Source organism: Photobacterium angustum (genome assembly GCF_002954615.1).
GTDB classification, from domain to species: Bacteria; Pseudomonadota; Gammaproteobacteria; order Enterobacterales; family Vibrionaceae; genus Photobacterium; species Photobacterium angustum_A.
This window is the reverse complement of the sequence record NZ_MSCJ01000001.1, coordinates 2,544,262-2,557,994: the sequence shown is the minus strand read 5'-3', so window position 1 is coordinate 2,557,994 and position 13,733 is coordinate 2,544,262. Positions and strand designations below refer to the sequence as shown.

The window sequence follows — 13,733 nt, the reverse complement described above, 5'->3', positions numbered from 1 at the left end:
TTTTTATAGCTGATTATTAGATCTAAATGTAGATGTTTACTTTGTTAATAATTAAAATATCAATATAAAACTTGTTAAATACCTTTAGAGCGTAGGAATGCTCTTTATTATGGTTAAAAGGGATTTTTATGAGAGCGTGCTTTCAGGCTGTATTATTATGTTTATTTTCTGCTTTTATATCTTCTTCTGCTTACGCTAGCCAGTATGAGTTTGGTCATTATGAGTATTTAGTAACTGACAAGTGCCATTTATCAAATAGTGTAAATGGTTGTACGATTCCACTTAAAAAGAAATATAGTCAGACGCCGCTGGTTTTTTTAATGCCAACTATTCCTGCAAATAATCCTGATGGAGATAGGCCTCAAACCGTTTCTTTACTTAATGTCACGAAAGAAAGTTTCACGATAAAGCAATTTTCTGCGCCGTTAGACGATGATATTAAATTAAAAAAAGAACTGATGATGAGTATTAGTTACTTTGTTATAGAGCCGGGTGAATTGACACTTGATGATGGCCATAAAATATATGCAGGTTCGATTGATACAGGAAAATATGCGGGTGATGGAGAGGATTCAAAACCATCTTATGAAAATATAAACTTTAATGGCTTCTCATTTTCAGAATCGCCAGTCGTCCTTTCAGAAGTACAAACACGAAATAATAATCGTTGGTTTACCTCTGCTGTTCACTCTGTCACAACGAGAGATCTTAATTTAGGTTTAGAGATCACACGAGTTGACCGTGATGATGTTCCTGATGATGAAAAATCATTCTATAAAACAGAAAAAATTGCTTATCTTATTAGTGAGCCTACCTTTGGTTTATCCGGTGGTTACCAATATGAGTTCACTAAAGGTCTTGTTCCTCGCTCAAGTGGTAATACACCGTTGAAAATGGCTTGTGATGGTAGTAATGCCTTTCAACAACGATATGATTCTTTACCCTTTGTTATTGGAGGGAAGTTAGAGCGAAAAGGTGGTCAAGGTGGGTGGCTGCGTCGCTGTGAACTCACAGAAAATGGGGTAAGTTTTGTTATTGATGAAGATATCCCTGAAGATACTAAGATCAGTAAACGTAGCCATACCAGTGAACATATTGGCTTTATGGCGTTTGCTCCGAAAGTTAATGACTATTGTGAGTATTTTCCAAGTGTTGCACAGTCCCATTATGATGATAGCTATCTGGTGATGATGGGAATTAAAGGTCCCTATATTAAAAATAACACGTCAGAAAAATTTGAATTGGGTTTTAAAAAATCAGCATATGATGGAAATATAAAGTCTGAAACTTGTCGTAATGTTCGAGATAAATGGGAATGTATATTAAACGAAAGCTTAATAATACAACCATACAATGATATATCATCTGTACCTAATGGTAATATTAATAACGTATACCATTATGATAAAAATAACCCATTAGAATTAGAGCCGGGTGCTTATAAAAATATTGAAATAGGACAAGGGACAACTGTTATATTTTCTTCTGGTAAGTATACAATTGAAAGTTTAGCTTTACGTAAAGATTCTACATTTAAATTGCGTGATAAAAATAAAAAGACAGAAATATATGTCCGAAATGCAGATTTAAATGGAAAGGTAAACACGGAAGGAAAGCCTGAAAATCTTTATATTTTTGGTGTTACTAAGGACTCTGATTTAAATCAAGGTACTGATTATATGCCTGCATCTATAAAGGCAAATGAAACGGCAGAAATAGTCGCATATATATATTCAGTGGGTAATGTTTTATTTTCTGCAAACTATACGAGTTTGGGAGTAGAGAGGAAAGTTACTCTTAGAGGCGCTGTGACTGCTAGAAATATTCGTTTAGATACAGAGTCTAATATTATTGGTGATGGTATTTGTATTAATCCGCCTGATGGTAACTATACATTAGAAATAACACCAACCGAACATTATTCATTAACCTGTGATGATTTACTGGTGACATTTAATGTCAAAAATGAGGATGGTGAGTTAGCCAATGGTTTTAATGGTACCGTCACTGTTAGCACTGATATTAAGAAAACTGGCTTAGCATACTGGTCTTTACCTAACGATGATTCCACTTCTTTTGATGCTTATACACCAACAGATGTCATGATTAAAAATGGTCAAGGGCGCTTACGATTACATAGCCCTGATTATATTGGCAATATAAAAGTTACAGGTAAGGCCGTTGATTCAACTATCACTAATGAGGTGGAAGGTAACTATACCTTTGTGCCATTTAAGTTTGGTTTTATACCTAGTCCAATAAAAACAATTGCGGGTAAACCTACCTCTGTCACTATATCAGCTCTGTCATGTAATGATGGAACGGCAAGTGTGGCGACAGGTTACAGTGGTAATAAAGAGTTAACCATTAATACTACCTTTATTGCGCCGCGAGAAATGGGTAATGGCAAGATTGAAATTAGAAAGCCGAATGGTAATGCCTGGCAAAGAGAACAAGAAACGTTAAATTTCTCATCGGGTGTGGCTAATTTTGATTTGAAATATTCAGATGCGGGTAAAGTGAGTTTGTCTGTGTCAGATCCTAATTGTTCATTAGAAACGGGCTGTGATAGCGAGTTAACCTCAGGTACTGAGGAAGAGTACGATGGTTGGGAATTACTGGAAGGCTCTGTTGAAGTACATGCCCGCCCATGGACATTTGCCGTGTGTCCAAAAAATCAAGATGGTGAATATGTTAAAGCAGACGGTACATCATCATCAGGTGAAGGCTTTATGGCATCGGGTGAGAAATTTGATGTTGATGTAAAACCTATTGTCTGGCGCAATGCGGGATCTGAAACTGCAGATATTAATAGTCGGTATTCTAGTCGCATTGATTTGTGTGAAAGCACAATTACACCTAACTTTTCTAAAGCAGGTGCTCCAGCTGCAAATGTTAAATTATCTATTCCATCAGATCATTCAATAACACCTATGAATGGTGAGCCCGGTGAATTGCAAGGCATTAAAGTACAAGAACATACTGAAGCTTTAACCTATAAAGATTTATCTTGGAGTGAAGTCGGCAGTGTGCGTTTACAAGCGAATACGGCAGCACAATATTTGGGTATGGATGTTAATCAAGGCTATCGCAATATTGGGCGTTTTTATCCTAAATATTTAGAGCTTCAACCTAACCGCATTATATATCGAAACGGACATGATCAATTTGCTTATTTAAGCCAGCCATTTAATGTTCAAGTAATGATTAAAGCGAAAAATACGCTGGGTAATCAAGTGAATAACTACAACAACTTTGGTTTGGCGTATCAAGCTGATGTTGCACTGACTGCGTATGAGGATCCATCATTAACGAGCTTAAATCATCGTTTTTCATATCATCACATAACAGGCTTGGCAGAAAAGAGCTTTAAGAGGCTCTGGAATCGTGAAGTTCAACAAACATGGCTATTAGCACGTAAGGCTACTTCTGCCATCAACCCAACAACAGAAGCAGATGGTCCTTGGTCTTCAAGTAATAGTCGCTTTGGTGGGTATATAACTGAAAATCAAGATCCTATATCCATCCGAAATAGCACATCGGTTAATAACGATACTGTCGATACACACACCGTCGCACAATTCGAAGAAACGCCTAATTTACGTTATGGGCGAATGGTTCTAGATGATGCGACAAGCCCATTTGATCAACCCGTTAGTCTTCCGTTAAAGATTGAATATTGGGATGGTAGTGAATTTCAAACGCATACTGATGATAGTGGCTCAACATACAACAGTAATTATTATTGTAAGCTGGCATTACATCCGGTTGATGGATCGAATACATCGATATTAACAACTAATGTAACGGGAAAGGTCAGCGTTGGTGAAAGCGATGAAATTGAAGCTCATCCACAACTATCACCGCCTGCTAATTATAAAAAACAACAAACCCGTTTTTGGTTACGTATAGCAACCAACACACCAACTAATATTGGTTGTAGCCAAACCAACAAAGAACACCAACCTTGGCTGACCTATAACTGGCGAGAATTAGGTGATGAAGATCCATCAGCGATTGTGACATTTGGTGTATATCGCGGGAGTGATCGCATCGTTTATCGAGGTGAAAAAGGGTTAAATTAGGCCTTAGCGCAAATAAATTGCAAATCTGTGGTAGGTTTGACAATCCTTACCTTGTTTCAGTGTCTAGCGCTTGGTACATTTAGTGCAATTTAACGAATTTTGAGCTTTCAGGATTAGCCGAAGACTATGTTTAAAAAACTTCGTGGCATGTTTTCTAATGACCTGTCTATTGACTTGGGTACTGCCAACACCCTTATTTATGTCAAAGGACAGGGCATCGTTCTAGATGAACCCTCCGTGGTTGCAATCCGTCAAGACCGTGCAGGCGCAACAAAAAGTGTTGCTGCGGTAGGTCATGACGCAAAATTAATGCTTGGTCGTACACCAGGTAATATTGCTGCTATCCGCCCAATGAAAGACGGTGTAATTGCTGATTTCTATGTGACTGAAAAAATGTTGCAGCATTTTATTAAGCAAGTACATGACAACAGTATTCTTCGCCCAAGTCCTCGTGTATTAGTTGCGGTTCCTTGTGGCTCTACTCAAGTTGAACGTCGTGCAATCCGTGAATCAGCACAAGGTGCTGGTGCTCGTGAAGTTTACTTAATCGATGAGCCAATGGCGGCTGCTATCGGTGCTGGTATGCCAGTGTCTGAAGCTACAGGTTCTATGGTGATCGATATTGGTGGTGGTACAACAGAAGTTGCAGTGATCTCACTTAACGGTGTGGTTTACTCATCATCGGTTCGTATTGGTGGTGACCGTTTTGACGAAGCCGTTATCAACTACGTACGTCGTAACTACGGTAGTCTTATTGGTGAAGCAACCGCTGAGCGCATTAAGCATGAAATCGGTTCAGCGTACCCAGGTGATGAAGTACGTGAAATTGAAGTGCGTGGTCGTAACCTTGCAGAAGGTGTACCGCGTAGCTTTACGTTAAATTCAAATGAAATCCTAGAAGCATTACAAGAACCTCTAACAGGTATTGTGTCTGCAGTAATGGTTGCACTAGAACAGTGTCCGCCAGAGCTTGCATCTGATATTTCAGAGCGTGGTATGGTACTGACGGGTGGTGGTGCACTACTTCGTGATTTAGACCGTCTACTAACAGAAGAAACAGGTATTCCTGTGGTTGTTGCTGAAGACCCACTAACATGTGTGGCTCGTGGCGGCGGTAAAGCGTTAGAAATGATTGATATGCACGGTGGCGATCTCTTCAGCGAAGAGTAATAATGCCTGCGTTAGTTTTCTATAAAACAGGTTATAGCGTTAGATGAAACCTATCTTTGGCAGAGGTCCTTCTCTGCAATTACGCCTGTTTCTTGCCATATTACTATCGGCTAGCCTTATGCTAGCCGATAGTCGTCTTGATGCTTTTGCCAATGTTCGTTATTTTTTGAACTCAGCAATCGCTCCGCTTCAGTATGCGGCTAATTTACCGCGTGAATTACTTGATGGCCTGAATGGTCAAATGAGTTCTCATCAGCAATTATTAGTTGAGAATAAAGCGTTGAAGCGTGATTTGTTGGTGATGAAAAGTAATGTTTTATTGCTTGATCAATTACAGCAAGAAAATCAGCGTTTAAGAAATTTATTAGGTTCACCGTTTGTTCGTGGTGAGCGTAAGATGATCGCCGAAGTGATGGCTGTCGACTCTGATCCTTATAGTCATCAAGTGATGATTGATAAAGGACGTGTTGATGGAGTGTATGAAGGCCAGCCTGTTATTAATGATAAAGGTATTGTTGGACAGATCTCCTATGTTGGCGCGCATAATAGTCGTGTTCTATTACTGATCGATCCGACGAATGCTATTCCAGTACAGGTTGTGCGTAACGACATCCGAGTTATTGCAACAGGGACTGGAAAAAGTAATGAAATTCAACTTGAGCATGTCCCAAGCAGCACGGATATTCGTGTAGGTGATTTATTGGTGAGCTCTGGGCTCGGTGGTCGTTATCCTGAAGGATATCCGGTTGCACGTGTAACTGAGTTCTCTTTTGACAATAAACGCCCATTTGCACAAATTATCGCTAAACCAACCGTGCAATTTGACCGATTACGTTACTTATTATTAGTCTGGCCAACCGATAGAATGAAAGCGGCAGAAACGTCAGCAACAAAATCGATTGCGCCTTCAAGTGCGGTTTCAACCATTTCTCCTGCAGTTGCTGTACCAGCAAATGGTGTAAAACCAACAGCACCTATTGAGAACAAAAAGCCGAGCAATGAGGTGAATAATGCCAACTAGCCAAGCACATGGCCGAATTTGGATTTGGTTGTCATTCGTTTTTGCTCTGGTGCTGCAAGCAGCTCCTTGGCCCGGAATGTTGGAACCGTTTAGACCTTCATGGGTTTTATTGGTTACTTGTTATTGGGTATTAGCCTTACCACATCGTGTTAACGTGGGAAGTGCTTTGATTATCGGCTTATTGTGGGATTTAATTTTAGGTTCTACATTAGGTGTCCGTGGCTTAATGATGTCGGTGATTGCTTACATTGTTGCTTTAAATTTTAGAGTGCTTCGTAACCTGTCATTAGGACAACAAGCGATTGTATTCGCGCTGTTATCATTAGCCGGTAAGCTTATTGAATATTGGGCTGAATACTTAGTCTCTAATGTGACTTTTGAGCCACAACAATTATGGGCTGTCGTATTAAACTTTATATTATGGCCATGGTTGTTCTTATTATTACGGCGTATACGTCGTAAGTTTTCGATTCGTTAATCGCAATAACATAAAGGGGAAGCCAATTGGTCTTCCCCTTATTTATAATTAAATGTTTTTAAAGTATAAATGTAAGTTTGAGGTGTATCATGGCTGCAATTCAATTATATCTTGCTTCAGGTTCGCCTCGTCGAATGGAGTTATTAAATCAGTTAGGCTATCAGTTTGAACGTGTTGTGGTAGATGTTGAAGAGTGCCACCAAGCAGGCGAAAGCCCTGAAAATTATGTTCAGCGTTTATCGCGCGATAAAGCTTTAGCTGGAGTAAAAGCAGCGCCGGCTGATTTACCTGTTTTAGGATCTGACACAATTGTTGTGGCTGATCAGCAAATATTAGAAAAACCTGTCGATTTTAATGATGCAGCGCGTATGCTGAAAATGCTGTCTGGTCGTCAACATCAAGTGATGACCGCAGTGACAGTCGCAACGAAAGAAAGGATTGAAACTAAGCTAGTGATCACGCAAGTGTGGTTTAAGCCTTTGTCAGATAACGAAATCAAAAAATATTGGCAAAGTGGAGAGCCACAAGATAAAGCGGGCAGTTATGGCATTCAAGGCTTAGGTGGCAAATTCGTTGAACGCATCGATGGCAGTTTTTATGCAGTGATGGGGTTACCGCTAGTGGAAACCGACATCCTGTTACAAGATTTTTTAAAGTTATAAGTAGAGGCAACCATGAGCACTGAGCTGCTGATCAATGTGACGCCGAGTGAAACCCGTGTCGCAATGATTGAACATGGCGTATTGCAAGAGATCCACATTGAACGTGAATCGAAACGCGGTATCGTCGGAAATATTTACAAAGGGCGAGTAAGTCGCGTACTTCCTGGTATGCAGGCTGCATTTGTCGATATTGGGTTAGATAAAGCTGCATTTTTACATGCTTCAGATATTGTTCCCCACACTGAATGCGTGGCTGAAAATGAGAAAAAACAATTTCAGGTGCGCGACATTTCAGAGCTTGTTCGTCAAGGGCAAGACATTGTCGTACAGGTGGTGAAAGATCCTCTGGGAACTAAAGGTGCGCGTTTAACGACTGATATTACCTTACCGTCTCGCTACCTTGTTTTTATGCCGGGAGCAAGCCATGTTGGTGTGTCTCAGCGGATTGAAAGTGAGAAAGAGCGTGACCGTTTGAAAAAAGCGGTTTTACAGCATTGTGATGATTTAGGTGGCTTTATTATTCGAACGGCTGCAGAAGGAGCGAATACTGATGAAGTCGCTCAAGATGCCGCTTTTTTAAAGCACTTATGGCGTAAAGTATTAGAGCGTCGTGCTAAGTATAAGCCACGTTCGATGCTGTATGGCGAGCTAGGACTTGCGCAACGTATCTTACGTGATTTTGTTGGTACTGAAATTGATAACATCAAAGTCGACTCGCGCCAAGCGTTTGATAAATTAAAAGAATTTACAGATGAGTTTGTACCTGAAGTAACAGATAATATTGAATATTATTCAGGCCAGCAGCCTATCTTTGATCTCTATGATACTGAGTCTGAAATTCAACGTTCCTTAGATCGTAAAGTTGAAATGAAGTCTGGCGGGTATTTGATCATAGATCAAACAGAAGCGATGACCACGGTTGATATTAATACCGGTGCGTTTGTTGGGCGAAGAAATCTCGACGAGACTATTTTTAATACCAATATTGAAGCAACGAAAGCGATCGCACGCCAATTACGTTTACGTAATTTAGGCGGCATTATCATTATTGACTTTATCGATATGATTTCAGATGAACACCAACAACGCGTTTTACAAGCACTTGAGCAAGCACTTTCTTATGATCGAGTGAAAACCAATATTAATGGCTTTACGCAATTAGGCTTGGTTGAAATGACGCGTAAGCGTACTCGTGAAAGTATTGAACATGTGTTGTGTGGCACGTGTCCATCTTGTGATGGTCGTGGTACGGTGAAAACAGTTGAAAGTGTTTGTTATGAGGTGTTGCGAGAAATAACCCGAGTCAATCGTGCTTACGATGCTGATCGATTTATCGTGTATGTTTCATCCGCGGTGGGTGAGGCTCTTATGGGTGATGAATCGCATGCATTAGCTGAGCTTGAGGTCTTTATTGGTAAACAAGTAAAAATAAAGCCAGAGCCGCTGTATAACCAAGAGCAGTTTGATGTGGTAATGATGTAATGATACAGATGGGGAAGAGTCAGTGAACCGTATGGTGATAAAAACCTTACGTGGTGTATTGTGGATAGTGGTTATTGTTGCAGTAACATTGGCTATTTTGATCAGCACTATCCGCTTTTCTCTTCCTCACCTTGACCATTATCGTCAGCCAATAGCACAATGGCTTTCTCAGCAAACACATACGAAAATATCGGTAGAAAATATTGATGGACGCTGGCTACTATCGGGCCCCGAAATAAAATTTAATCAACTATCGGTGGCTGAGAATAATCATTCAGCCCCATTAGTTAAGGTTGGACAAGCCGAGATCTATTTAGATTTCTGGCAGTCGGTGATGACATTTAGACCCGTCTTTAAACATGTCCAGATTGAGCAATTCGATTTAGATATTACACAACTCCCACGTAGTGCTTCAAAACCCTCTTCTGATATTTCTTTTGCTAAACGGTTAGAACAGTTTTTTTTCACGCGTATTAATAATGTCACATTAAAAAACGCGACGGTCACCGTACCTTCTCCTTCTGGTAAAGCACTACATTTAGCCGTTACACAACTTAACTGGCGAAATGAGGGAGGGCATCATTTTGCTGAAGGTTCTGTTGGATTGATTAATAGTCAATTAGGTCAAGTTGACATAAAAGCAGATATTACCGAACAAGGTGGTTTGTCTAGTCTTAATGGAACGCTATATCTCAAAGGAAAAAATATTTCGGTCACACCGTGGCTAAATAAAAAATTTACTGGTGTTGCTGATATTTCAGACAGTAAATTGAGTATGCAAGCGTGGTTATCGTTAGATCAAGGCACGATAAGTTCAGCGATGATCCAACTTGCCAAAAGTCATATTGATTGGACGACTCAACATAAATCCCACCAAATTATTATTAATGGTGGTGTTGTTGCGCTAAATCCTACCTTTGATAAGCAGCAACGAGTATGGCGTATTGATACTGAGAAATTTGATATTACTACCGATAAGATATCGTGGCCTAAATTTGATGTCGCAGCGCAATTTTCACTTAATAAGCAATGGCATCCTGTAAATTGGAAAGCGGCACTGACCAATATCAAATTAGATCGATTACTACCATTGCGATCTTTTTTACCCAAGTCTAACAGCATTACGGAAGCTATCACCGAGTTACAGCCGACAGGACTGGTGACAAAAATTCGGGTTGCAGGTGAGCAAGATAAGCCGATTCATTTTTCATTAAATCTGGATGATTTAGCGTTTAAGCAGTGGCAGTTATTACCTGGTATTAATAAGTTAAATGCGCGTATTGCTGGTGATACAACACAAGGTACAGTGAACATTCGAGTCGATGATGATGCTCTGCCTTATGGTAAGGTTTTTCCTAAACCATTAAAGATCAATGACGCGACGATTGATGCGTATTGGAAACATGATAATCAAGGCACCAGTTTATGGAGCGATAAATTGAGTGTTGCCACTCCAGATCTCAATGCAAAAGGGCAATTTAGACTCGATTTTTATCAAAAAGCGCCAGCATGGTTGGCTTTTTATGGTGAAGTGTCTGTTAAAGATGCAGGGCAAACATGGCGTTATTTACCTCGCCCAGCGCTTGGTAATAAATTAACCCATTATCTAGCTACCGCTATAAAAGGCGGTACGGTGAAAGATGCTGAGCTACTGTGGTTTGGTCCTTTAAACACATTCCCTTATCCTAATCATGATGGTGTCTTTGAAGTTAAGGTCCCACTGAAAAAAGCAAAATTCCAGTTTGATCCTGATTGGCCATTGTTAACTGATCTCAATCTTAATTTAGGCTTTAAAAATGATCGCATGACGCTCGATGCCAGTTATGTAAAAACGCTATCAGCAGTCGGTTCTAATGTGGTTGGTGGTGCAAAATTATCCCCTGATGGACATTTGAAACTAGCACTTGATCTTGCTGCTAGCGGCAAAGATGTCACAGAGTACATGCTTAAAACGCCATTAGCTGATTCTGTGGGGAGCGCATTACAAACGGTGAGGGTGAATGGGCCTGTTACTGCTAAATTAACACTTGATATTCCTTTTGACGGCAGTGATGTGGATGCGAAAGGTCAGGTATTTTTTAAAAATAATCGTATCGATTTACAAACACCACCTCTGATTATTGATAATACTTACGGTAGTTTAACCTTTGATAATGAAAAAATTAGGGCCGAAGGCTTAAGCGGCAAGCTATTTGAACAACCGGTAGGACTTGGATTTACGGGTAATAGTGTTGAAAGCAATCACTACCGAGTGAATGTTAATGTGGCTGGCGATTGGCAAGTCGCTCGTTTACAACCTTATGCTCCTGCTCAATTATTAAATCACTTATCCGGTAGCAGTGATTGGAAAACAGATGTTCAGGTGGATTTAGAAGGTGACGATTTTACTTACAAAGTAAAAAGCTTAATACCTCTTACCCATATAAAGAGTGATTTACCCTATCCGTTATCTTATCAACCTAAGCCTAATCAATCGCAGTTTATGACGGTGAATGTTGATGGCAATGCACAAACTTTTAATGGGCAACTTCAGTTACCAGATGCGGCTTACCAAGTACGTGTGAACCTTATTGATGGAAAACCACAATTAGCAGCCAGTGATTTGATGATTGGTAAAAAAGAAATTGAGCCAACATTAGGTATTGGACATGTGGTGAATATTGATACTAAGGCATTCAATGTTGATCCGTGGATTGCTCTTGCGAATAAGTGGCAACAATCAAACACCAATAAAAGCCATGGTAATGAGGGGATTGTATGGCCGATCCCAAATAAGATAGAGGCAAAAGTTAAGCAGTTAACCTTGGGCGGGTTAGTGTGGAATGATGTTAATTTGCATATCAAACATGGTCATCAGTGGTCCGCGAAATTAGAGAGCCGACAAGCTGAAGGCTATATTACTTGGGATCAGAAAAATACGGTGAATGCGATCTTTAAATCCCTTCATCTTAACTTTCCACAATTAGATAAAAAGTCAGTTACTCAGCAGCAAGCTGATGTTACTAAAAAAGCGCCTCCTTTATTATCTCCGATAGTCACAGCGCTAGATCGTAAGGTAATGGCTGCGATCCCTGCGATTAAACTTACGGTATCGGATGCATGGCTACAGGGTTATCGATTAGGACAAGTCAATGCTGTACTTGAGAAATCCTCAAATCAATTAACATTGAAAACGTTCAATATTAATGCAGGTAATATCAAGTTAGATGCTGATGGACATTGGTATTTTAAAGATAATCGTAATCATTCGGCGTTAAGTTTCATGGTGAAAGGTGACAATAGCTCTGATTTTTTAAATCGCTTTGGTATTGAAGGTGGCGTGCAAAATGCATCGTTTGATACGAGCATCTCTGCGTCATGGCAAGGTTCACCTTGGGCAATGGATCGCCGAACATTAAATGGCAATGTGAAAACAGATATTGGTAAAGGGCTGGTCAGTGGTGCATTTGGCGCAGGGAGATTACTTGGCCTGTTTAGTTTAGATTCTATTATTCGAAAAATGCAGCTCGATTTCTCTGGGGTATTTGATAAAGGCTTGGCATTTAACTATATCAAAGGGACAGGAACAATTAAGCAAGGCACCTTTTATAGTAACAATATTAAGATGCAAGCATTAGCAGGTGATATGTACATTAAAGGTAAGGTTGATCTGGTGAATGAAAAGGTTGATGCAAATGTGAAGTTTATTCCTGACTTTACCTCGGGCTTACCTGTTTTAACCGCTTTTGCTGTTGCGCCACAAACAGCGTTATATGTGTTAGCTATTTCAACGGTGTTATCGCCAGTGTTAGATGTGATCACCCAAGTCAATTACCAAGTAACAGGCCCGATTCAATCGCCAGATGTTACTGAGCGTTCACGTTTATCGGGCGAATATACCGTACCTGATAAGTAAGCTATAAATGAATATATTGCGTTAATTTTTATCAGTGGTACAACAAAGAAAGAGCAATTGAGGCTTTAGAAAGATTGCGAGCAACGAGTGTATAGGCTCAGGGAGAAGGTCATGGCGAAGATTGGTTTAGTACAAATGAATTCGGGAGCCGATCCTGAACATAATCTCACTAAATTAAAAAAGAAAGTGAAAGGGCTTCAGCTACAAGGGGCTAAATTGGTTGTTACTCCTGAAAATACTTTAGTTTTTGGTAGTAAAGCAGATTACCAGAAATGGGCTGAACCACTCAATGATGGCCCATTTCAAAAAGAATTATCAGCATTAACTGAAAAGTTAGGTATTTGGCTTTTACTGGGTTCAATGCCTATCTTGCAACCTGATGGTTCAATCACATCAACCAGCTTGTTATATAACGATAAAGGTCAACTCCAAGAACATTATAATAAATTACATATGTTCGATGTCGATGTTGCTGATAAACACCGTAGCTATCGAGAGTCTGATACTTTTAAAGCGGGTGATGAGCTTAAAGTTGTAGAAACACCGTATGGCAATATCGGCATGTCGATTTGTTATGATGTAAGATTTCCGTTGCAATATAGTGCATTACGCGCACAAGGCGCTGATATTATTGTTGTGCCCGCAGCTTTTACTAAATTAACCGGTAAAGCACACTGGGAAGTATTATTACGAGCTCGTGCTATTGAAACTCAGTGTTGGGTGATTGCCGCAGCACAATGGGGCGAGCATAATGAAGGGCGAGAAACATGGGGCCACTCAATGATTATTGATCCTTGGGGGCAAATTGTTGCGTGTCAGCAGCAAGGCACCGGTGTTCTGACTGCCAATATTGATTTACAATTATCTGAGAAGATCCGCGCCAACATGCCTGTTGCTGAACATACCAAATTTTGTGTTCAACCGCGCTAAATAATTTAAG

Annotated in this window: 8 protein-coding genes; all 8 read left to right on the top strand. The window is 40.0% G+C overall.

Translation table 11 applies throughout. From position 1 onward, the window contains the following. Nucleotides 1–128: 128 nt before the first annotated feature. The 8 genes from BTO08_RS11515 to BTO08_RS11480 all read left to right on the top strand — a co-directional run bounded on the left by BTO08_RS11515 (nt 129) and on the right by BTO08_RS11480 (nt 13,723). On the top strand, nt 129–4,085 hold the full coding sequence (locus BTO08_RS11515; protein ID WP_105061033.1) for a DUF6701 domain-containing protein: 3,957 nt from the start codon (nt 129–131) through the stop codon (nt 4,083–4,085). A gap of 126 nt (nt 4,086–4,211) precedes the next feature. Further along, nucleotides 4,212–5,255 (top strand): rod shape-determining protein, encoded by a 1,044-nt coding sequence (locus tag BTO08_RS11510; protein WP_005371106.1) that lies wholly within the window; start codon nt 4,212–4,214, stop codon nt 5,253–5,255. A 43-nt stretch (nt 5,256–5,298) separates the two neighbouring features. Beyond that, nucleotides 5,299–6,276 (top strand): rod shape-determining protein MreC, encoded by a 978-nt coding sequence (gene mreC, locus BTO08_RS11505; protein ID WP_105061032.1) that lies wholly within the window; start codon nt 5,299–5,301, stop codon nt 6,274–6,276. Continuing rightward, nucleotides 6,266–6,754, top strand: coding sequence for a rod shape-determining protein MreD (gene mreD / locus BTO08_RS11500; protein WP_005371109.1), 489 nt, complete (start codon nt 6,266–6,268; stop codon nt 6,752–6,754). Before mreC ends, mreD begins: the two co-directional genes overlap by 11 nt. 89 nt (nt 6,755–6,843) lie before the next feature. Further along, nucleotides 6,844–7,416, top strand: coding sequence for a Maf family protein (locus BTO08_RS11495; RefSeq protein ID WP_105061031.1), 573 nt, complete (start codon nt 6,844–6,846; stop codon nt 7,414–7,416). Nucleotides 7,417–7,428: 12 nt separating this feature from the next. Further along, a complete protein-coding gene (rng, locus tag BTO08_RS11490; protein WP_105061030.1) occupies nt 7,429–8,898 on the top strand; it encodes a ribonuclease G in 1,470 nt (489 codons plus the stop codon). A 31-nt stretch (nt 8,899–8,929) separates the two neighbouring features. Continuing rightward, nucleotides 8,930–12,793: a YhdP family protein gene (locus BTO08_RS11485; RefSeq protein ID WP_242446268.1), complete on the top strand. Its 3,864-nt coding sequence runs from the start codon at nt 8,930–8,932 to the stop codon at nt 12,791–12,793. A gap of 111 nt (nt 12,794–12,904) precedes the next feature. After that, nucleotides 12,905–13,723, top strand: a complete 819-nt coding sequence (locus BTO08_RS11480; protein ID WP_105061028.1) for a carbon-nitrogen hydrolase family protein — start codon at nt 12,905–12,907, stop codon at nt 13,721–13,723. Nucleotides 13,724–13,733 lie beyond the last annotated feature (10 nt).

Bases quoted from the DNA above. Each gene is read 5' to 3' on its own strand.
- BTO08_RS11495 (WP_105061031.1), top strand. From the start codon at position 6,844: ATGGCTGCAATTCAATTATATCTTGCTTCAGGTTCGCCTCGTCGAATG.
- BTO08_RS11480 (WP_105061028.1), top strand. From the start codon at position 12,905: ATGGCGAAGATTGGTTTAGTACAAATGAATTCGGGAGCCGATCCTGAA.
- mreC (WP_105061032.1), top strand. From the start codon at position 5,299: ATGAAACCTATCTTTGGCAGAGGTCCTTCTCTGCAATTACGCCTGTTT.
- BTO08_RS11510 (WP_005371106.1), top strand. From the start codon at position 4,212: ATGTTTAAAAAACTTCGTGGCATGTTTTCTAATGACCTGTCTATTGAC.
- mreD (WP_005371109.1), top strand. From the start codon at position 6,266: ATGCCAACTAGCCAAGCACATGGCCGAATTTGGATTTGGTTGTCATTC.
- BTO08_RS11485 (WP_242446268.1), top strand. From the start codon at position 8,930: ATGGTGATAAAAACCTTACGTGGTGTATTGTGGATAGTGGTTATTGTT.
- rng (WP_105061030.1), top strand. From the start codon at position 7,429: ATGAGCACTGAGCTGCTGATCAATGTGACGCCGAGTGAAACCCGTGTC.
- BTO08_RS11515 (WP_105061033.1), top strand. From the start codon at position 129: ATGAGAGCGTGCTTTCAGGCTGTATTATTATGTTTATTTTCTGCTTTT.